We start from the raw sequence: 21,078 nt of genomic DNA, 5'->3' as shown, positions 1-21,078 counted from the left end.
CACCTGGAGGACGGTTCCTAGAATCGCCCGACCTTTTCGCCTGGACAAGCACCTCACCCGATGCCGCCAACCGACCGCAAGACCTCAGCCCCGGACACCTTGGCGCGCCTTTCGAGACTGTCCCCGCTGGTCTTCGCTCTGATTCTCGGCGGTTGTCAGAACCTCGCGCAGCAGACTCCTGAACAGCTTGGGCGGAGCACCGACACCGCCGTCGGAATGCCTCAGCAGCGCACGGAGTGGTTGAACCAGGCGCCGGCGCCCCAGCCGCCGCAGGACATCTGGGAGCGGATGCGTAGCGGTTATGCGCTGCAGGGCGAGATCGGCCTGAACCCGCGCATCGAACGCCAGCGCCTCTGGTTCGTCAGCAATCCCTCGTTCCTCGAAAGCAGCTGCGAGCGCGGCAGCCTCTACATTCACTACGTCGTCGAACGCCTGGAAGAGCGCAACATGCCGCTCGAACTGGCGCTGTTGCCGATGATCGAGAGTGCCTACAACCCGCTGGCGCTGTCGCGTTCCAACGCCGTGGGCATCTGGCAGTTCATTCCCGCCACCGGTCGCTACTACAACCTGCGCCAAACCAGTTGGTACGACGGTCGTCGCGACATCACCGCCTCGACCAACGCCGCGCTGGATTACCTGAGCAAGCTGCAGGACATGTTCAACGGCGACTGGCTGCTTGCCCTCGCAGCCTACAACGCGGGCGAAGGCACCGTCAGCCGGGCCATCGAGCGCAACCAGAAACTCGGCCTGCCGACCGACTACTGGAACCTGCCGCTACCCAAGGAAACCCAGGAGTACGTGCCCAAACTGCTGGCGCTGTCGCAGATCGTCCTGGCACCGGAAGCCTACGGGATGGACCTCAGCCCGATTGCCAACGAGCCCTATTTCGAGACCGTAGAGATCAAGCAGAACATGGACCTCTCGCGGGTCGCGGCCATGGCCGACCTGGACGCGGACGAGCTGATGCTGCTCAACCCGGCGTTCAAGCGCGGCATCACCCGCGACGGTCCGAAGCAACTGCTGGTGCCGACCGAGAAAGCCGAACTGCTGGCCGCAAACCTGTCGATGATGAAGGCCCAGGAACCGGTGGACTGGCAGGATTACAAGGTTCGTCCGGGCGACAGCCTGCACAGCATCGCCAACCGCTACCGGCTGACGGTGGCGACGATCAAGGACATCAACCGGCTGAGCAGCAATCACCTGAGCGTCGGCCAGGTGCTGAGCATTCCCGCGGAGCCCGGCCAGACCGGCGACGTACCGCTGTTCGGCAACGTCGCGGCCAGCGCGCCTGCTGCCAGCGCGCGCAGCTACCGGGTCAAGGACGGTGACAACCTCTGGCAGATCGCCCGCGACAACAAGGTCGAGGTGAAGGACCTGCAACGCTGGAACAAGCTCGCCGGCAAGGACCTCAAGGTGGGCCAGACGCTCGCCCTGCAAGGCGGCGGCTTGCAACTGGCATCCGCCGACAGCCCCGTGAAGGCAACCTACTACAGGGTGAAGAAAGGCGACTCGCTGCACCAGATCGCCAAGCGCTTCAATGTCAGAGTCGATAGCCTGAAGCGCTGGAACCCGCAAAGTGGCCAGTCGCTCAAACCCGGCCAGACGCTGACCCTGCGCCTCTCGAACTGATTGGCGAGCGCCGCGCCTCCGCGCCTTCCGGCCGAGGGACCCAAGCTGCTACTGTACCGATCCCTATTCCACGTGCCGTCGTCCTGGATCGGATTTCCCGCCTGATGCGTTTTCTTCTCTCTCTGCTCTTCGGCCTCATGACCTGCACGCCGGCCTTCGCCGCGATCAGCGTCAGCCACGGCTATGCGCAGTTCGGAACGCTCAAGTATCCGGCCGACTTCAGCCACTTCGATTGGGTGAATCCGCACGCGCACAAGGGCGGCACCTTGCGGGTGATGGCATCCGGCACCTTCGACACCCTCAATCCCTACACCCTCAAGGGCAGCCCGCCGTCGAGCACCGCGGACTTTCTCGATTACGGGGTCAGCGAGCTGAACGAAACGCTGCTAGCCGGCACGGGCGACTATGACCCGTCGGGCGACGAGCCGGCGTCCAGCTACGGATTGATCGCCTCGAGCGTGGAGTACAACGAGGACCGCAGCTGGGTGGTGTTCAACCTGCGCCCGGAGGCACGCTTCCACGACGGCGTGCCGATAACCGCCTACGATGTGGCGTTTTCCTACCGCCTGCTGCGCAAGCAGGGTCATCCGCAGTACCGCACCAGTTTGCAGGAAGTGGAGCGCGTCGACATTCTCGGCCGCCAGCGCATCCGTTTCGTCTTCAAGCGCGCGGGCAACCCGTTGCTGATCCTGCGCCTGGGCGAGTTGCCGGTGCTGCCGCAGCACTACTGGAAGGATCGCGACTTCACCGCCACCACCTACGAGGCGCCGCTGGGCAGCGGGCCGTATCGCATCACCCGGGTTTCTCCGGGGCGCCGGCTGGTGTTCGAGCGGGTCGCCAACTGGTGGGGCGAGAACCTGCCGGTGAACCGCGGCAAGTACAATTTCGATCGCGTGGAGGTGGAGTTCTACCGCGACAGCCATATCGCCTTCGAGGCGTTCAAGGCCGGCGAATTCGATATCTACATCGAGCATCAGGCGAAGAACTGGGCCAACGGCTATCGCTTTCCGGCCGTGGAACAGGGCGCGGTGGTGCGCGCGGAAATCCCGCACAAGATCCCGACCCAGACCCAGGCGCTGTTCATGAACAGTCGCCGTGCGCCGTTCGCCGACATCGCCGTGCGCGAGGCCGTGGGCCTGATGTTCGACTTCGAGTGGGCCAATCGCACCCAGTTCAACGACGCCTACCGGCGCGCGGAGAGCTACTACCCCAACAGCGCGTTCTCGGCCACCGGCGTGCCCACCGACGCCGAGCTCCAGCTGCTGGAACGCTACCGCGCGCAGTTGCCGGAGAAACTCTTCGAGGAGCCGTTCGATGTTCCGCACACTGACGGGCGTGGCATCCCGCGGGAAACCCTGCGCCGTGCGCTCGGTCTATTGGCCGGAGCCGGTTACCGGCTATCCGGGCAACGCCTGCTGGATGCCGACGGCAGGCCCCTTCGATTCGAGATCCTGCTGGTCAATCCCAATCTGGAGCGCATTCTGCAGCCGTACGCCGAAAACCTCGCCCGCATAGGTATCGACGTCAGTCTGCGCACGGTGGACCGCGCGCAGTACAAGCAGCGCCTGGACCAGTACGACTACGACATGATTCTGCTGACCCTGCCACAGACCCTCAGCCCCGGCCTGGAGCAGTGGCAGTACTTCCATTCCAGCCAGGTGGCGCTCAAGGGCGGCCGCAACTATGCCGGCGTCGCCAATCCGGTGGTCGACGGGCTGCTCGAAAGCCTGCTCGCCGCCGGCACCGAACTCCAGCAGCAGGCCGCCGCCCGCGCCCTTGACCGGGTCTTGCTCTGGCAGCACTACAGCATTCCGAACTGGTACATCGATTATCATCGCATCGCGTACCGCAATCGCTTCGCCTTCGTCACCACGCCGCCCTACACCCTCGGGTTGCGCGCCTGGTGGCTGAAGCCCACGGAGAACTCCCGATGAGCAATACCCTGAGCGCACTTCGTCGATTCGGCTGCGGCGCGCTGCTGCTGGCGCTGGCCGGCACCGTTTGCGCCGGCCCCCAGCATGCGATCACGCTGTACGACGAAGCGCCGAAGTACCCGGCGAACTTCAAGCACTTCGCCTGGGTGAACCCGGACGCGCCCAAAGGCGGCGCCCTCCGCCTCTCCGGATTGAACGGTTTCGACAGCCTCAACCCGTTCATCCCCAAGGGCAACTCGGCGGATCAGCTCGGTCTGATCTACGACACGCTCACCTACCACTCCCCGGACGAGCCCTTCACCGAGTACGGGTTGCTGGCGGAGAAGATCGAAAAGGCGCCGGACAACAGCTTCGTGCGCTTCTACCTGAACCCCAAGGCACGCTTCAACGACGGCACGCCGGTCACCGCCGAGGACGTCGAGTTCACCTTCCAGACGCTGGTGGACAAGGGCGACCCGATGTATCGCCACTATTACGCGGACGTCGAGAAGGTGGTCGTCGAGGACAAGCAGCGCGTGCGTTTCGACTTCAAGCACCCCGGCAACCGCGAGCTTCCGCTGATTCTCGGCCAGCTTCAGGTGCTGCCGAAGCACTGGTGGGCCACCCGCGATTTCGCCAAGAGCAGCCTGGAACCGCCATTGGGCAGCGGCCCATACCGTATCGCCAAGGTCGATCCGGGGCGTTCGATCCGTTACGAGCGGGTAAAGGACTGGTGGGGCAAGGACCTGCCGGTGAACCGCGGCTACTACAACTTCGACGCGATCAACGTCGACTATTACCGCGACTCCTCGGTGGCGCTGGAGGCCTTCAAGGCCGGCCAGTTCGATTTCAACCTGGAGTACTCGGCGAAGGACTGGGCCACGGGTTACGACAGCCCTGCCCTGCGCGCCGGCAAGATCGTCCAGGAAAACCTGATCAACCATAACCCGGCGGGCATGCAGTCGTTCGCCTTCAACATCCGCCGGCCGGTATTCCAGGATCGCCGCGTGCGCGAGGCGATCGCCCAGCTGTTCGACTTCGAGTGGACCAACAAGCAGCTGTTCTTCGGTTCCTACAAGCGCACCCGGAGCTACTTCGAGAACTCGGAGATGGCCGCCACGGCGCTGCCGGACGCCGACGAGCTGAAAATCCTCGAGCCCCTGCGCGGCAAGATTCCCGACGAGGTGTTCACCCAGGTCTTCGAACCCCCGGTCAGCGACGGCAGCGGAATCATTCGCGACCAGAAGCGCCGTGCCTACCAGTTGCTCACAGAGGCCGGCTTCAAGATCGAGAACGACAAGATGGTCGGCCCGGACGGCAAGCCGCTGGCGTTCGAGTTCCTCACCGCGCAGGCGAACCTGGAGCGGATCATCCTGCCGTTCAAACGCAATCTCGCCGAACTGGGCATCGACCTTCAGATCCGCCGGGTCGACGTCTCGCAGTACATCAACCGGCTGCGTTCGCGTGATTTCGACATGGTCCCGGCCACCTGGGGTCAGTCCAATTCGCCGGGCAACGAGCAGATGGAGTTCTGGCATTCGCGCAGCGCCGACAGCCCCGGCAGCCGCAACTTCATCGGCCTGCGCGACCCGGCCATCGACACGCTGGTGGAGGGGTTGATCCGCGCCGACTCGCGCAAGAGCCTGATCCTCCACTGCCGTGCGCTGGACCGCGTGCTGCAATGGGGCAATTACGTGGTGCCGAACTACTACGTCGATACCTGGCGGGTGGCCTACTGGACGCGCCTCGCACACCCGGAAACCACCTCGCTGTACGATTTCGGCATGATGACCTGGTGGCAGAAGCCAGGCGAAAACGCGGTCACACCCGAAACCGACGGCGCACCGGCCGAGCAGGAAACGCACTAGATGCTCGCCTACATAGTTCGCCGCCTTCTGCTGATTCTGCCGACGCTGTTCGGCATCCTGCTGATCAACTTCATCATCGTCCAGGCCGCGCCGGGCGGGCCCGTCGAGCAGATGATCGCCAAGCTCGAAGGCTTCGACGCGGCTGCCGGCGGTGCCACCGGGAGGATTTCCGGCGGCGGATCGGAGGTTTCCGGCGGGCACTCCAACTACCGCGGCGGCCAGGGGCTCGACCCCGAACTGGTCGCCGAGATCGAGAAGATGTACGGCTTCGACAAGTCGGCGCCGGAGCGCTTCTGGATCATGCTGAAGAACTACGCGCAGCTGGATTTCGGCGAGAGCTTCTTCCGTAACGCCAAGGTCACCGACCTAATCGTCGAGAAGATGCCGGTGTCGATCTCGCTCGGGCTGTGGAGCACGCTGATCATGTACCTGGTGTCGATCCCGCTGGGCATCGCCAAGGCCACCCGCCACGGCAGCGCGTTCGACGTCTGGACCAGCTCGGCGATCATCGTCGGCTATGCGATTCCGGCGTTCCTTTTCGCCATCCTGCTGATCGTGGTGTTCGCCGGGGGCAGCTACTACGACTGGTTCCCGCTGCGCGGGCTGACCTCCAACAACTTCGACGAGTTGAGCTGGGGCGGCAAGATCCTCGACTATTTCTGGCACCTCGCGCTTCCGGTGTCGGCGCTGGTGATCGGCAACTTCGCCACCCTCACCCTGCTGACCAAGAACAGCTTCCTTGACGAGATCAACAAGCAGTACGTGGTCACCGCCCGGGCCAAGGGGCTTTCGCGCACCGGCGTGCTTTACGGCCATGTGTTCCGCAACGCCATGCTGCTGATCATCGCCGGCTTCCCGTCGGCCTTCATCGGCATGTTCTTCACCGGCTCGCTGATGATCGAGGTGATCTTTTCCCTCGACGGCCTCGGCCTGCTGAGCTTCGAGTCCGCGCTCAACCGCGACTATCCGGTGGTCTTCGGCAGCCTGTTTATCTTCACCCTGCTGGGCCTGCTGGTGAAGCTGATCGGCGACATCACCTACACCCTCGTCGATCCGCGCATCGACTTCGAAAGCCGGGAGAAATGAGATGACGTTTTCTCCTCTCAACCGTCGCCGCATCGAGCGTTTCAAGGCCAACAAGCGTGGCTGGTGGTCGCTGTGGCTGTTCCTCATCCTCTTCGGCCTGAGCCTGGGCGCCGAGCTCATCGCCAACGACAAACCGCTGGTGGTGCGCTACGACGGGGAGTGGTATTTCCCCGTCGTCAAGCGCTACCCGGAAACCGCGTTCGGCGGCGAGTTCCCGCTGGAGGCCAACTACAAGAGCCGCTACATCCGCGAGCTGATCGAGGAAAAGCACGGCTGGATGATCTGGCCGCCCATCCCCTTCGACTATGCCGCCATCAACTACGACCTCTCCGTGCCCGCACCCGCGCCGCCCTCGGCGGCCAACTGGCTGGGCACCGACGACCAGGGCCGCGACGTGCTGGCCCGGATCATCTATGGCTTTCGCGTCTCGGTGCTGTTCGCCCTGACCCTGACCATCCTCAGCTCGATCATCGGTGTGTTCGCCGGTGCGCTGCAGGGTTTCTACGGCGGCTGGGTCGATCTGCTCGGGCAGCGCTTCCTGGAGGTCTGGTCCGGGCTGCCGGTGCTCTATCTGCTGATCATCCTCGCAAGCTTCGTGCAGCCGAACTTCTGGTGGCTGCTGGGCATCATGTTGCTGTTTTCCTGGATGAGCCTGGTGGACGTGGTGCGCGCCGAGTTCCTCCGCGGGCGCAACCTCGAGTATGTCCGCGCGGCGCGGGCACTGGGGATGCAGAACGGCGCGATCATGTTCCGTCACATCCTGCCCAACGCCATGGTTTCCACCATGACCTTCATGCCCTTCATCCTCACCGGCGCCATCGGCACCCTCACCGCCCTGGATTTCCTCGGCTTCGGCCTGCCGGCCGGCTCGCCGTCACTGGGCGAACTGGTGGCGCAGGGCAAATCCAACCTGCAGGCACCCTGGCTGGGTATCTGCGCATTCGCCGTGCTGGCGCTGATGCTGAGCCTGCTGGTGTTCATCGGCGAGGCCGCCCGCGATGCATTCGATCCGAGGAAATAGCGCTTCATGAGCGAGATATCGTCACCCCAGAACCTCGTCGAAGTGCGCGACCTGGCCGTCGAGTTCGTCGCCGGCAAACAGTGCCAGCGCGTGGTCGAGGGCGTCAGCTTCGACATCCGCAAGGGCGAGACCCTGGCGCTGGTCGGCGAAAGCGGCTCCGGCAAGTCAGTCACCGCCCACTCGATCCTGCGCCTGCTGCCCTACCCGCTCGCCCAGCATCCCGCCGGCTCGATCCTCTACGAGGGCCAGGACCTGCTGGCCCAGAGCGAACAGCGTCTGCGGCACATCCGCGGCAACCGCATCGCGATGATCTTCCAGGAGCCGATGACCTCGCTGAACCCGCTGCACAGCATCGAGAAGCAGGTCAACGAAGTGCTCACCCTGCACAAGGGCCTGAGCGGCAAGGCGGCGACAAAGCGCACGCTTGAGCTACTCGAGCTGGTCGGCATCGTAGATCCGCACAAGCGCCTGAAAGCCTATCCGCACGAGTTGTCCGGTGGGCAACGGCAGCGCGTGATGATCGCCATGGCCCTGGCCAACGAGCCGGAACTGCTGATCGCCGACGAGCCAACCACCGCGCTGGACGTCACCGTGCAGCTGAAGATCCTCACCCTGCTCAAGGAATTGCAGACACGTCTGGGCATGGCGCTGCTGCTGATCAGCCACGATCTGAACCTGGTTCGGCAAATAGCTCATCGCGTATGTGTCATGCAGTGCGGACGCATCGTCGAACAGGGGTCGTGTGAAAAACTGTTCCAGACGCCCGAGCATCCGTATACGCGTGAACTGCTCTGCGCCGAGCCCCGTGGGGAGGCAGCCGCCAATCCGCCGGGGCCGCCGCTACTGGAAGTGCAAGACCTGCGCGTGTGGTTCCCGATCAAGAAAGGGCTGCTGCAGCGCACCGTCGATCACATCAAGGCAGTGGACGGAGTCGATTTCAGTCTGCCAAAAGGCCAGACGCTGGGGATCGTCGGCGAAAGCGGTTCGGGCAAGTCGACGCTGGGTCTGGCGATCCTGCGTCTGATCGCGAGCCAGGGTTCGATTCGTTTCCAGGGCCAGCCGCTGGATCAGCTGATCCAGCAGCAGGTCCGCCCGCTGCGGCGGCAGATGCAGGTGGTCTTCCAGGACCCGTTCGGCAGCCTCAGCCCCCGCATGTCGGTGGCGCAGATCGTCGGCGAAGGCTTGCGGATTCACGCAATGGGCAACGAGGCTGAACAGGAACAGGCAATCATCGACGCGCTCAAGGAGGTAGGTCTGGACCCGGAAACCCGGCACCGCTACCCCCACGAGTTTTCCGGAGGGCAACGGCAGCGAATCGCCATTGCCCGCGCGTTGGTGCTGAAACCGGCGCTGATCCTGCTCGACGAGCCCACTTCGGCGCTCGATCGGACGGTTCAACGTCAGGTAGTGGAGTTGCTTCGATCGCTACAGGCCAAGTACAACCTGACCTACCTTTTCATCAGCCATGATCTGGCGGTAGTCAAGGCGCTGAGTCATCAGTTGATGGTGCTCAAGCAGGGTCAGGTGGTTGAACGCGGCCCGGCGGATGCAGTCTTCGCCGCCCCGCAGCACCCTTATACACGGCAGTTGCTGGAGGCCGCCTTTCTGGCCCCGCAACCGTCGCCAAACCAAGAAAGAGGATAAGCACATGGGTTTTCTCGCCGGTAAGCGCGTACTGATTGTTGGTGTCGCCAGCAAGCTATCGATTGCCTCGGGTATCGCCGCCGCCATGCACCGCGAAGGCGCCGAACTCGCCTTCACGTATCAGAATGAAAAGCTCAAGGGTCGCGTCGAGGAGTTCGCTGCCGGCTGGGGCTCCAACCCTGAGCTGTGCTTCCCCTGCGACGTCGCCAACGACGAGGAAATCGCCTCGGTCTTCGAAGCGCTGGGCAAGAAATGGGACGGCCTGGACATTATCGTCCACTCGGTCGGCTTCGCCCCGGGCGACCAGCTCGACGGCGACTTCACCGAGGTCACCACCCGTGAAGGCTTCAAGATCGCCCACGATATCAGCGCCTACAGCTTCGTCGCCCTGGCCAAGGCCGGTCGCGAACTGATGAAGGGCCGCAACGGCAGCCTGCTGACGCTCTCCTACCTGGGCGCCGAGCGCACCATGCCGAACTACAACGTGATGGGCATGGCCAAGGCCAGCCTGGAAGCCGGCGTCCGCTACCTGGCCGGCAGCCTCGGCCCGGAAGGCACGCGCGTCAACGCCATCTCCGCCGGCCCGATCCGTACGCTCGCGGCAAGCGGCATCAAGAGCTTCCGCAAGATGCTCGCGGCCAACGAGAAACAGACCCCGCTGCGCCGCAACGTCACCATCGACGAAGTGGGTAACGCCGGCGCGTTCCTCTGCTCCGACCTGGCCTCGGGCATCAGTGGTGAAATCCTCTACGTCGACGGCGGCTTCAACACCACCGCGATGGGCAACATCGAAGAGTGATGGTCTGACCGATCGCTTCTGATCGATCCTGAGCAAACGCCCCGAACCCGGGGCGTTTTGCTTTGCTCGCGGCGAAACCAACCGGTCCCCGATCGACAGACGTAAAAAAGCCCGCTTCTTTCGAGGCGGGCCTTTTTTCTTCTGCGAACCGCCGGAGCGGTTCGACAGAGTCCCGAGGCTTACTTGGCCTGGGCTTCCACTTCGGCTTCTACGCGACGGTTGACGGCACGGCCGGCTTCGGTCGCGTTGTCAGCCACCGGGCGCGACTCGCCGTAACCGACGGAGTCAACACGGTTGCCGGCTACGCCGTACTGGTTGACCAGCACGTTTTTGACGGCAGCAGCACGACGCTCGGAGAGCTTCTGGTTGTAGGCGTCGGTGCCGACGGAGTCGGTGTGGCCTTCAACGGTCGTGGTGGTCTGCGGGTACTGGTTCATGAAGTCAGCCAGGTTCTTGATGTCGCCGTAGCTGTCTTGCTTCACGGTGGCCTTGTCGAAGTCGAATTTCACGTCGAGCTCGACGCGAACCACTTCAGGAGCCGGTTCCGGCTCTTGAGCGACAGGAGCCGGGGCTGGAGCCGGAGCTGGCTCGACCGCTGCGACTTCGCGAGCACCGCCACCGAAGTTCATGCCGACGCCTACGCCAGCCATCCACTCAGTTTCGCCGCGGTCGATGTTGTACATGCCGTCGACGCTGGCTTTAGCGAAGAAATTTTCGGTGAAGTAGTACTTCACGCCGGTACCGACGTTGGCGAAGGTGCTGTGGTCACGACCGCCGCGAGTCGCCTGACCGATGCTCTGGTGAGCCAGGCCGGCGGAAACGTACGGACGCAGGCCTACACCCGGAGTACCGAAGTTGTAGATGGCATCGAGGGAAGCCAGGTTGCCCTTGATGTTCTTGCTGCCAGTGTCGCTATCGCCACGAATGTCGTGGTACTCGCCGTAGGACAGAGCCAGCTCGACGTCGTCGGTCAGGTAGTAGCCGACCGAACCGCCAAACAGTTTGGCGTTCGAAGCGTCTTTAGAGCTGTCGGTGAAGTACTTCTTACCGAAAGCTTCCACCTCGACAGCGCCTTGGCCCTGGGCCAGCGCGTGAACAGAAGTCGCGGCTATCAGAGAGCCAATGACAACGCCTAAGGTGTTCTTGAGTTTCATCCGTTTAAATCCCCATCAAGTGTGATGAATAAGCCAGCAGGCCGATGCTCGCTAACTTTGCAATAGTTTACCAGAGCGGGCCTGACCATATGAGAGCTTATTGCCCCACTAAGTTTCGGAAATGCCCGAAAATTTTTCACGAAGCCTATCCAACGCCCTTTTGTAGCGCATTTTCGTCGCGCTCAGGCCCATATGCATGATGTCGGCAATTTCCTGAAACTCAAGTTCCGCAACGAAACGCAACACGAGGATTTCTCGGTCAATCGGGTTGACATGAATCAGCCAGCGGTCAAGCCCGCCGCGCTCTTCAACCTTCGGAGCCTTATCCTCCGAGGCCTCCTCGAGCGGGTCGAGGCTGAGGGCGTCGAGCAGACGCCGCTTACGACGCTCCTTGCGATACTGGGTGATGCATTCGTTATACGTAATGCTATAAAGCCATGTCTTGAACTTCGACTTGCCTTCGAAGTTCTTCAGACCGTAGAGCACTTTGAGCATCACTTCCTGACATACATCGTCGGCATCCCGGTCGTTACCCAGATAGCGCGCACAGACATTGAACAAGGTGCGCTGATAACGCCGCATCAACTCTTCGTAGGCACGGGTGACATGGAACAGTTCGGCATGCGCGCGCTGTACCAATTCCTCATCGGTTAGCTCGCGGGGGTCGTAGCGCTGGGGAGCAGATTGGGTTTTGTTCAAAACAAGTCGGGCCGACAGTCAGATCGATAGCAGCCTCCGCGGTCCCCTGGGGACCGTGCGGCGGCGGCATACATTAGCAGGGATTGCGCCCTTAGCGGCTACTGACCCGCTGCTCGAGGAGAATCCGGTTGGCCACGGAAACCAGTTCGCCATTGGCGTCCAGCAAGGTGGTTTTCACGGTGCCGATCTCTTCGATCTGACCTTCGATATCGCCGATGCGCACGTCCTGACCGACCTCGTACAGTTCGCGCACGTAGATGCCGGCGATGATCTGGCTGGCGATGTCGCGGCTGCCGAGCCCCAGCGCCAACGCCACGGCCAGACCGACCGAGATCAGCACGATGGCGATCACGTTGTTCAGCAGGTCGGTCTTGATTTCCAACTGGCCGATCGCCACCGAAATGCTGATGATGATCACCATCGCCTGCGCCACCCGGCCCAGGCCATTGGCGTAGTCGAGACCTACGCCCTCGGCCGCGCCACGCACCAGGCTGCTGGCCAGTTGCGCCAGCAGTACGCCGGACAGCAGCACCAGCGCCGCACCGAAGACCTTGGGCAAATAAAGGGCGAACACGTCGAGCGTTGCCGATACCCGCTCCAGACCCAGCGATTCCGCCGCCGAAACCAGGAACACCAGCAAAACGAACCAGTAGACGATCTTGCCGATCAGCGTCGATACCGGCACTTGGATACCCGCGCGGCCGAGCAGCTTGGTGAGGCCGGTCCCGGCCATCAGGCGGTCCAGGCCGATCTTCGCCAGCAGCTTCGACAGCAGGGTATCGAGCAGCTTGGCGACGATGAAGCCAAGCAGCACGACCACCAGCGCACCGAACAGCCGCGGGATGAACGCCGCGACCGAGCCCCACATGGTGCTCATGGCGTTAACGAGGCTCTGTGTCCAAGGGTCGAATTCCATCTTCAATCAGCCTTATCGGTGCGGTCGGGTGAGGAACGGCGGCTACGCGGCGAGACGTTCGCCGCGCCGCTGTTGAGGGCGATCATCAGCGCCTCGAACCAGTGGCCCGCCAAGCTGAACAGATCGCCGACGCCAACCTGACGGTTGGCGGTCTTCAATACGCGGTCGAGGCAGGCATCGTCATCGCGTGAAGACGACGAGCCCTTGAGCATATCGCGCAGGGATTCTTCGAAAGGGTCGTGCATACGTACCTCGGATGATCTCTCGGCTAGACGCGACCTCGCGCCATAGAGTCACATCACAGCCAGCGCAGGCGACGAAAGATCCACCACTGCGAAACACCAAGAATGGCCATCAGCGCGCAGGCGCCGACGAAACCGTAGCGGCTGTCGGCGCCGGGAATGCCGCCGACGTTGATACCGAGCAGCCCGGTGAGGAAGGTCATCGGCAGGAAGAAGCAGGTGATGATCGCCAGCAGGTACATGGTGCGGTTCATTCGCTCGCTCATGCGGCGCTGCTCGGACTCAATGATCAGATGGCCGCGCTCACGGATCAGCTCCAGCTCCTCGAGGTAGCGCACCAGACGGTTGCTCAGTTCGTTCCAGTAGTCGCCATCGTCATTGGCGAACCAGGGCAGATGGTTGCGTGCGAGCTGGGTGAAGATCTCCCGCTGTGGCGACAGGAAGCGGCGCAGGCTCGCGGCGCGGCGGCGCAGCAGCAGGACACGCCCCTGCTCCGTGTAGCTTTCCCCTGCCGCGGTCGACTCCTCCATCGCATCGGCCTCTTCGGACAACGACTCGATCAGTTGATCGACCTTTTCGGTCAGGGCGTCGGCCAGGTGCAGGATGACCTCGGACGGGCCCTTCGGCCCTCTTCCCTCAGCCCATTGCTGCAACAGCTCATCGGTGGAGCGCAGCGAGCGCAGGCGCAAGGAAATCACCCGACGGGAGTCGGCGAAGATGCGCAGGGAAACCATGTCCTCCGGTTCGGCTCCAGGGTTCAGGTTGACCCCGCGCAGGAACACCAGCAGCTCGTCGCCCGGCAGCGGCAGCAGCCGCGGCCGGGTGTTCTCTTCGAGCAGGAGGTCACAGGCGAAATCGCTCAGGCCACTGTCATTGCGCAGCCACGCCTGCGACTGCGGATGGTGGCGATGCCAGTGCAGCCAGACGCTTTCTTCGTCGCCAAGCTGGAGGGCCTCCAACTGCGCATGGTCGATCGGACGGGCGCGCCCCTTGCCGTCCAGTATCAGCGCGTGGATCAACCCGTACTGCGTCGTTTCGTCTTCGTTTGCCGCCAGTTCCGGTACTGCATCGACCACCAGGTCTTACTCCGTCATGGGCAACGCTTTGGAGGAAACGATGATGCCGTTGTTGTCCGCGTAGACGAACTCGCCCGGGCGGAAGGTGACGCCGCCAAAGGTGACCACGACGTTGAGATCGCCGATGCCGCGCTTGTCGGTCTTCATCGGGTGGCTGGCCAGTGCCTGGATGCCGAGGCAGGTCTCGGCGAGTACATCGACATCGCGGACGCAGCCATAGATCACTAGCCCTTCCCAGCCGTTCTTGGCCGCTTTCCCGGCGAGCATGTCGCCGAGCAGCGCACGCCGCAGCGAGCCGCCACCGTCAACCACCAGCACCTTGCCGACGCCCGGCAGATCGACCTGCTCCTTGACCAGCGAGTTGTCCTCGAAGCATTTGATCGTGACGATCTCGCCACCGAAGGAATTGCGACCGCCGAAGTTGGCGAACATGGGTTCGACCACGTGGACCAGATCGGGATGGGCATCGCACAGATCGGGAGTGACATATTGCATGGTGAACCTCCTTGGGATTGTTGACCGGAGTGCGCTGGTCGAGCCATCGCCTGACCCCCAGCCTTTTCCGTCGACGAGACGGGCGAGCTTCGGGGTCGTGACCGGGAAGCGCCATTGCACCATATTTTAACGTTTAACTACTGGACACGGAACGCTGCGACAGCGGTGTATCCACTGTAGACGGCTGGCGCGCCGGCAACGCCCGGTGCTGCAGCCAGTGCGATACCAGCGGGTAGACCTCCTCCTGCGCCGCCTTGCTCACCAGCATCTGCACATGGCCGAAGGCCGTACTGAAACCGGTCTGCGGACCAAGGCACAGGTAGACGCGGTTTTCCGAGCCGAAACGTTCCAGCAGCGCCTGACAGGCCGACGGCGGATCCTGGCGATCGCCCTCGGCCGTGACCATCAGCGTCGGCATGCGCACCTCGGCGAGGCCGGCCAGCCAATCGCGCCCCTTCTCGCCAAACCGGCCGAACAGGCCATGCCAGCGCAGACTCTCGATCAACAGCCCGGCGGGTTCGTCTTCAGGACCGCGCATCGAGCGAGCGCCGGATACGCCGCCGAATTGCTTGAGCAGCGAACGGGCGACCCACTCCAACGGCGGGATTTTCAGTGCCCAGTGCGACTGGCTGACCTGGCTACCGAACAGCGCCAGGGTCGCGGCTCGCCCATCGTCCAGATAGCCGCCACCGACCGCCGCCGCCAGGCTGATGCCCCCCAGCGAATGGCCCAGCCAGTGAGGCACGCGTCCGGTTTGCTCGATGACAAAGTCGGCGATCGCCGGCAGATCGTAACGGGCGTAATCCGCCACGCGGTTGCGCGCGTAGGCCAGATTTCGCGGCGAAAGCCCATGCCCGCGCATTTCGGCGATCCAAACGTCGAATCCGGCGCGCGCCAGATAAGCGCCCAGGCCGATGCCCTTGGGCGAAAACCAGAAGCGTCGGTTGGAGAAGCTGCCGTGCAGCAGGATCACCGGCAGGCCACGCGCCGTGCCGGCGCGCAGCAGGCCAAGCCGGGTCAGTGCCAGTTCCACGCTCTGGTCGGGACTGTTGTTGGGTTTCAGACGATAGACATCTTCGGTCAGGTCGCCCCGCAACTCCGCGCTGATCAGCGCTACGGGGAACAGGTCGCTACTGCTTTGCATGGTGCTTTTACTTCGTGCACAAAAAAGGGCGGGGTGTGCACCCGCCCTCTTCGTATCGTTACGAAACCTTAGGCCTGCTGGCCCTCGGCAAGGAAGAACCAGGTGTCGAGCACCGAGTCCGGGTTCAGCGAGACGCTCTCGATGCCCTGCTCCATCAGCCATTTCGCCAGGTCCGGATGGTCCGAAGGACCCTGGCCGCAGATGCCGATGTACTTGCCGGCCTTGTTGCAGGCAGCGATGGCGCTGGCGAGCAGCTTCTTGACCGCCGGATTACGTTCATCGAACAGGTGCGCGATGATCCCGGAGTCGCGGTCCAGCCCCAGGGTCAGCTGGGTCATGTCGTTGGAACCGATGGAGAAACCGTCGAAGAACTCGAGGAACTCGTCAGCCATCAGCGCGTTGGACGGCAACTCGCACATCATGATGACCTTGAGCCCGTTCTCGCCACGCTTGAGGCCGTAATGAGCCAGCAGGTCGATCACCTGGGACGCCTCGCCCAAAGTGCGCACGAACGGCACCATCAGCTCGACGTTGGTCAGCCCCATGACTTCACGGACCTTTTTCATCGCCCGGCATTCGAGCTCGAAGCAATCGCGGAACGACTCGCTGATGTAGCGCGAAGCACCACGGAAGCCCAGCATAGGGTTCTCTTCTTCCGGTTCGTAAAGCTTGCCGCCGATCAGGTTGGCGTACTCATTGGACTTGAAGTCGGACAGGCGAACGATGACTTTCTTCGGCCAGAACGCAGCAGCGAGGGTGCTGACGCCCTCGACCAGCTTCTCAACGTAGAAATCCACCGGATCGTCGTAACCGGCGATGCGCTTCTCGACGCTTTCCTTGATGTCCGCCGGCAGGCTGGCGAAGTTCAGCAGCGCCTTGGGGTGGACGCCGATCATCCGGTTGATGATGAACTCCAGGCGGGCCAGGCCCACACCGGCGTTCGGCAATTGAGCGAAGTCGAAGGCGCGGTCCGGGTTGCCGACGTTCATCATGATCTTGAACGGCAGATCCGGCATGGCGTCCACAGAGTTCTTCTTGATGTCGAAGCCCAGTTCGCCCTCGAAGATGAAGCCGGTGTCGCCCTCGGCGCAAGACACGGTGACGCGCTGGCCGTCGGTCAGCAGGTGGGTGGCGTTGCCGCAACCGACCACCGCCGGAATACCCAGCTCGCGAGCGATGATCGCCGCGTGGCAGGTGCGCCCGCCGCGGTTGGTGACGATGGCGCTGGCGCGCTTCATCACCGGTTCCCAGTCCGGGTCGGTCATGTCGGAGACCAGCACGTCGCCAGGCTGGACCTTGTCCATTTCCGACACGTCCTTGATCACCTTGACCGGGCCGGCGCCGATGCGCTGGCCAATGGCGCGGCCTTCGACCAGCACCTTGCCTTTTTCCTTCAGCAGGTAGCGCTCCATCACGGTTGCGCTGGCGCGGCTCTTAACGGTTTCCGGACGGGCCTGGACGATGTACAGCTGCTGGTCGTCGCCATCCTTCGCCCACTCGATGTCCATCGGGCGGCCGTAGTGTTTCTCGATGATCAGCGCCTGGCGGGCCAGGTTGCTGACTTCCTCGTCGGAGAGGCAGAAGCGCGCGCGATCGGCACGGTCCACGTCGACGGTCTTGACCGACTTGCCGGCCTTGGCTTCGTCGCCGTAGATCATCTTGATCGCCTTGCTACCCAGGTTGCGGCGCAGGATGGCGGGACGACCGGCTTCGAGGGTCTGCTTGTGGACGTAGAACTCGTCGGGGTTGACCGCGCCTTGGACGACGGTTTCGCCGAGGCCGTAGGCGCCAGTGATGAACACCACGTCGCGGAAGCCGGATTCGGTGTCGAGGGTGAACATTACGCCCGCGGTCCCGGTTTCCGAGCGGACCATGCGCTGCACGCCCGCCGAGAGCGCGACCAGCTTGTGATCGAAGCCCTGGTGGACGCGGTAGGCAATGGCGCGGTCGTTGAACAGCGAGGCGAAGACTTCCTTCGCTGCGCGGATCACGTTCTCGACGCCGCGGATGTTCAGGAAGGTTTCCTGCTGGCCGGCGAATGAGGCGTCCGGCAGGTCTTCTGCGGTAGCCGAGGAGCGTACGGCAACCGCCATGTTCTCGTTGCCACCGGCCATTTCGGCGAAGGCGGTGCGGATATCGGCGTTGAGCTGCTCCGGGAACTCGGCTTCCATGACCCACTGACGGATCTGCGCGCCGGCCTTGGCCAATTCGTTGACGTCGTCGACATCCAGTGAGTCGAGGATGGCGTGGATACGATCGTTTAGCCCGCTGAGATCGAGGAAATCGCGATAGGCCTGGGCCGTGGTGGCGAAACCGCCAGGCACCGATACACCGGCACCGGCGAGGTTGCTGATCATTTCGCCCAGGGAGGCGTTTTTGCCCCCTACCCGCTCGACATCGTGATTGCCGAGCTTATCGAGGGAAATTACGTACTCGACCAAGGTGATCTCTCCACTGAAAGTTGAAAAGCTCCTGCGGGGCGGATTCCGCGGCTCCAGCCTTGTGGCCCACCCCATGGAAATAAGTGACAATGCCCTTCGGCAGGCCCCTGAAACCGGGCGCCATGATAGCCAAGAATCGTTCCTACCTTAAGGCCTGAGCGCAATGAAACGAACCGCTTTCTTCATTTCCGATGGCACCGGCATCACTGCCGAAACGCTCGGCCAGAGTCTGTTGGCGCAATTCGAGAACATCACCTTTAACAAACTCACCAGACCGTACATCGATAGCGTCGAAAAAGCGCGCGCAATGGTACAGCAAATAAACGATGCGGCAGATCGGGATGGCGCCCGTCCGATCATCTTCGACACCATAGTTAACCAAGAAATCCGTGACATCCTGGCAAAATCCAACGGATTCATGATCGACATCTTTTCCACCTTCCTCGCGCCCCTCGAACACGAGCTGATTGCCAGCTCCTCGTACTCGGTAGGCAAATCCCATTCCATCGCCCACAGCGCCAACTACATGGAGCGCATCGAGGCGGTGAACTTCGCCCTGGACAACGATGACGGCGCGCGAACCCACTATTACGACAAGGCCGATCTGATCCTCGTCGGCGTGTCGCGCTGCGGCAAAACCCCGACCTGCCTTTATATGGCCATGCAGTTCGGCATCCGCGCCGCCAACTATCCGCTGACCGAAGAAGACATGGAGCGCCTGCAACTGCCGCCGGCGCTCAAGCAGTTCAAGCACAAGCTGTTCGGCCTGACCATAGATCCCGACCGGCTCACCGCGATCCGCCATGAGCGCAAACCGAACAGCCGCTACGCCAGCTTCGCCCAGTGCGAGTTCGAAGTGCGCGAAGTTGAGGCATTGTTTCGTCGGGAAAACATCGCCTTCATCAACTCCACTCATTTCTCGGTGGAAGAGATTTCGGCAAAAATCCTCGTGGAAAAAGGTGTCGAACGCCGCCTGAAGTAACGCCCAACGCACATTCCGGACCTGCCCACATGACCCTGATGGACGCCGTACTCTTCGCCCCCGTTGCACTGCTCATCTCGGTGATGCCAGGGCCCAACAACTTCTGCGCGCTGAACAACGGCATTCGACGTGGCGTAGGTGCGGCCGTGCTGGCGACCAGTGGCCGGGTACTGGCGTTCGCGATCTTCCTGACGATTTCCGCGATCGGCCTTGGCGCGATGCTGCTGGCGTCGGAAACCGCCTTCACCACCATCAAGTGGATCGGCGCCGCCTACCTGCTCTATCTCGGTATCGTCGCCTGGCGGAGCCGTGATTTCAGCGGGCTGGACATGCTCGACGGTACTCGATCCGCAAGCCAGCAGCGGAGCGTCTGGCGGCTGATGCTGCAGGAGTTTCTCATCGGCATCAGCAACCCCAAGGCGATCCTGCTGTTCGCCGCGATCTTCCCGCAGTTTATCAAGCCGGATCAGCCAGCCACCGAGCAGTTTCTCTACCTAGGCACCACCTACCTGCTGGCCGAATACTGCGCCTCTGTGGTCTACGCGCTGTTCGGACTGCAAATCCGCCGTTTGGTGAAGACCAGCAAGGGCGTGACTCGCCTGAACAAGACCACCGGTGCTTTCTATATGGGCGCGGGCGGCCTGCTGCTGGGCACCAGCCGCCTGTAAGCTCAGGGGGCCAATAGCGGACGCCCGAACGCCACTCAGAACGCGTCGCCCGGCACCCGAACCCAGCCTTCCATGAGCACCCGCGCACTGCGGCTCATGATGGCCTTCTTCACCACCCATTCGCCGTCGATTTGCGTCGCCTCCGCCCCTACGCGCAATACGCCCGAGGGATGCCCGAAGCGCACCGCGGTGCGCTCGTCGCCGCCGGCGGCCAGGTTCACCAGCGTGCCGGGGATCGCTGCCGCGGTGCCGATGGCCACCGCGGCGGTGCCCATCATGGCGTGGTGCAGCTTGCCCATCGACAACGCGCGCACCAGCAGGTCGACATCGCCGGCCTGCACGGCCTTGCCACTGGACGCTGTATAGCCCATGGGTTTGGCAACGAACGCGACCTTCGGCGTGTGCTGGCGCGTCGCCGCCTCCGCCGCCGTCCTGATCAGTCCCATCCGCAGCGCCCCGGCGACACGAATGGCTTCGAAACGCGCCAGCGCCGCGGGATCGCCGTTAATGTCCTCGCGCAGTTCGGTGCCTTGATAGCCGATGTCCTCGGCATTGACGAACACTGTGGGGATGCCGGCGCTGATCATCGTCGCCTTTAGGGTTCCCACGCCGGGGACTTCGAGGTCGTCCACCAGATTGCCGGTGGGGAACATCGAGCCGCCCTCCTCGCCGTCGTCCGACGGATCGAGGAACTCCAGCACGATCTCCGCGGCCGGAAAGGTCACCCCGTCCAGTTCGAAGTCGCCGGTCTCCTGCACCTGGCCGGCGCTGACCGGCACGTGGGCGACGATGGTTTTCTGGATATTGGCCTGCCAGATCCGCACCACGCAGACCCCGTTGTCCGGCACGCGCGCGGGGTCGATCAGGCCTGCATGCAGGGCGAAGGCGCCCGCGGCGGTAGAAAGGTTGCCGCAGTTGCCGCTCCAGTCGACGAAGGCTTTGTCGATGGAAACCTGGCCGTAGAGGTAGTCGACGTCATGATCCGGCTGACTGCTTTCCGACAGGATCACGCACTTGCTGGTACTGGACGTGGCGCCGCCCATGCCGTCGATCTGTGCCGAGTACGGGTCGGGGCTGCCGATCACGCGCATGAATAGCCGGTCGCGGGCAGCGCCCGGCACCTGGCAGCTCTCGGGCAGATCCTGCAGGCGGAAGAACACACCCTTGCTGGTACCGCCACGCATGTAGGTGGCGGGAATCTTGATTTGCGCTGCGTGAGACATGGCCTGTTTCCTGACAATTCGGGGGGGCCGTAGGGTGCGCCGTGCGCACCAGCACAGACCTCGCTGCCTGCGGTGCGC

The 21,078-nt window shown here is 63.1% G+C and carries 18 protein-coding genes; 9 read left to right on the top strand and 9 right to left on the bottom strand.

Annotated features, from left to right (window positions below; translation table 11 throughout):
• The first annotated feature begins 60 nt into the window (after positions 1-60).
• The 7 genes from QMX85_RS19190 (at position 61) to fabI (ending at position 9,960) form a co-directional block, all read left to right on the top strand.
• Positions 61-1,629 carry a lytic transglycosylase domain-containing protein gene (locus QMX85_RS19190; protein ID WP_282343560.1) on the top strand — a complete coding sequence of 523 codons (1,569 nt, stop codon included), beginning with the start codon at positions 61-63 and terminating at the stop codon, positions 1,627-1,629.
• A 104-nt stretch (positions 1,630-1,733) separates the two neighbouring features.
• Positions 1,734-3,563, top strand: coding sequence for an extracellular solute-binding protein (locus tag QMX85_RS19185; RefSeq protein WP_282343558.1), 1,830 nt, complete (start codon positions 1,734-1,736; stop codon positions 3,561-3,563).
• On the top strand, positions 3,560-5,410 hold the full coding sequence (locus QMX85_RS19180) for an extracellular solute-binding protein (RefSeq protein ID WP_282343556.1): 1,851 nt from the start codon (positions 3,560-3,562) through the stop codon (positions 5,408-5,410). Before QMX85_RS19185 ends, QMX85_RS19180 begins: the two co-directional genes overlap by 4 nt.
• Positions 5,411-6,496 (top strand): microcin C ABC transporter permease YejB, encoded by a 1,086-nt coding sequence (locus QMX85_RS19175; protein ID WP_282343554.1) that lies wholly within the window; start codon positions 5,411-5,413, stop codon positions 6,494-6,496.
• 1 nt (position 6,497) lies between these two features.
• Complete coding sequence (locus QMX85_RS19170; protein ID WP_282343552.1) at positions 6,498-7,517, top strand: ABC transporter permease; 1,020 nt, start codon at positions 6,498-6,500, stop codon at positions 7,515-7,517.
• Positions 7,518-7,523: 6 nt separating this feature from the next.
• Positions 7,524-9,161, top strand: coding sequence for an ABC transporter ATP-binding protein (locus QMX85_RS19165; protein WP_282343551.1), 1,638 nt, complete (start codon positions 7,524-7,526; stop codon positions 9,159-9,161).
• A 4-nt stretch (positions 9,162-9,165) separates the two neighbouring features.
• Positions 9,166-9,960, top strand: a complete 795-nt coding sequence (gene fabI, locus QMX85_RS19160) for an enoyl-ACP reductase FabI (protein ID WP_273231531.1) — start codon at positions 9,166-9,168, stop codon at positions 9,958-9,960.
• Positions 9,961-10,139: 179 nt separating this feature from the next.
• Here fabI and QMX85_RS19155 read toward each other — a convergent pair whose 3' ends face one another.
• The 8 genes from QMX85_RS19155 to ppsA all read right to left on the bottom strand — a co-directional run bounded on the left by QMX85_RS19155 (position 10,140) and on the right by ppsA (position 18,127).
• Entirely contained in the window at positions 10,140-11,114 is a 975-nt protein-coding gene (locus tag QMX85_RS19155) for an OmpA family protein (protein ID WP_090230976.1), read from the bottom strand.
• Between the two features lie 108 nt (positions 11,115-11,222).
• Entirely contained in the window at positions 11,223-11,813 is a 591-nt protein-coding gene (sigX, locus tag QMX85_RS19150; protein ID WP_282343548.1) for an RNA polymerase sigma factor SigX, read from the bottom strand.
• 91 nt (positions 11,814-11,904) lie between these two features.
• The gene (locus QMX85_RS19145; RefSeq protein ID WP_090230978.1) at positions 11,905-12,729 is read right to left on the bottom strand and encodes a mechanosensitive ion channel domain-containing protein; all 825 of its coding nucleotides are present in this window, start codon (positions 12,727-12,729) and stop codon (positions 11,905-11,907) included.
• A gap of 2 nt (positions 12,730-12,731) precedes the next feature.
• Positions 12,732-12,974: a CrfX protein gene (locus tag QMX85_RS19140; RefSeq protein WP_090230979.1), complete on the bottom strand. Its 243-nt coding sequence runs from the start codon at positions 12,972-12,974 to the stop codon at positions 12,732-12,734.
• A 53-nt stretch (positions 12,975-13,027) separates the two neighbouring features.
• Entirely contained in the window at positions 13,028-14,026 is a 999-nt protein-coding gene (locus QMX85_RS19135; RefSeq protein WP_282343583.1) for a zinc transporter ZntB, read from the bottom strand.
• 27 nt (positions 14,027-14,053) lie between these two features.
• Positions 14,054-14,542, bottom strand: coding sequence for a ribonuclease E activity regulator RraA (gene rraA / locus QMX85_RS19130; RefSeq protein WP_282343544.1), 489 nt, complete (start codon positions 14,540-14,542; stop codon positions 14,054-14,056).
• A 133-nt stretch (positions 14,543-14,675) separates the two neighbouring features.
• On the bottom strand, positions 14,676-15,686 hold the full coding sequence (locus QMX85_RS19125) for an alpha/beta fold hydrolase (protein WP_282343542.1): 1,011 nt from the start codon (positions 15,684-15,686) through the stop codon (positions 14,676-14,678).
• Positions 15,687-15,754: 68 nt separating this feature from the next.
• Entirely contained in the window at positions 15,755-18,127 is a 2,373-nt protein-coding gene (ppsA, locus tag QMX85_RS19120; protein ID WP_282343539.1) for a phosphoenolpyruvate synthase, read from the bottom strand.
• 163 nt (positions 18,128-18,290) lie between these two features.
• Between ppsA and QMX85_RS19115 the strand changes: the two genes are divergently transcribed.
• Both QMX85_RS19115 and QMX85_RS19110 read left to right on the top strand, forming a co-directional pair.
• Complete coding sequence (locus tag QMX85_RS19115; protein WP_282343537.1) at positions 18,291-19,109, top strand: pyruvate, water dikinase regulatory protein; 819 nt, start codon at positions 18,291-18,293, stop codon at positions 19,107-19,109.
• Positions 19,110-19,138: 29 nt separating this feature from the next.
• Entirely contained in the window at positions 19,139-19,777 is a 639-nt protein-coding gene (locus tag QMX85_RS19110; RefSeq protein ID WP_282343535.1) for a LysE family translocator, read from the top strand.
• A gap of 35 nt (positions 19,778-19,812) precedes the next feature.
• Here QMX85_RS19110 and prpF read toward each other — a convergent pair whose 3' ends face one another.
• Positions 19,813-21,000, bottom strand: a complete 1,188-nt coding sequence (prpF, locus tag QMX85_RS19105; RefSeq protein ID WP_282343533.1) for a 2-methylaconitate cis-trans isomerase PrpF — start codon at positions 20,998-21,000, stop codon at positions 19,813-19,815.
• Between the last annotated feature and the right edge of the window lie 78 nt (positions 21,001-21,078).

The sequence above is a fragment of the Pseudomonas sp. PS02288 genome, assembly GCF_029959715.1.
GTDB classification, from domain to species: Bacteria; Pseudomonadota; Gammaproteobacteria; order Pseudomonadales; family Pseudomonadaceae; genus Pseudomonas_O; species Pseudomonas_O kuykendallii.
This window is presented reverse-complemented; position numbering and strand designations above follow the sequence as displayed.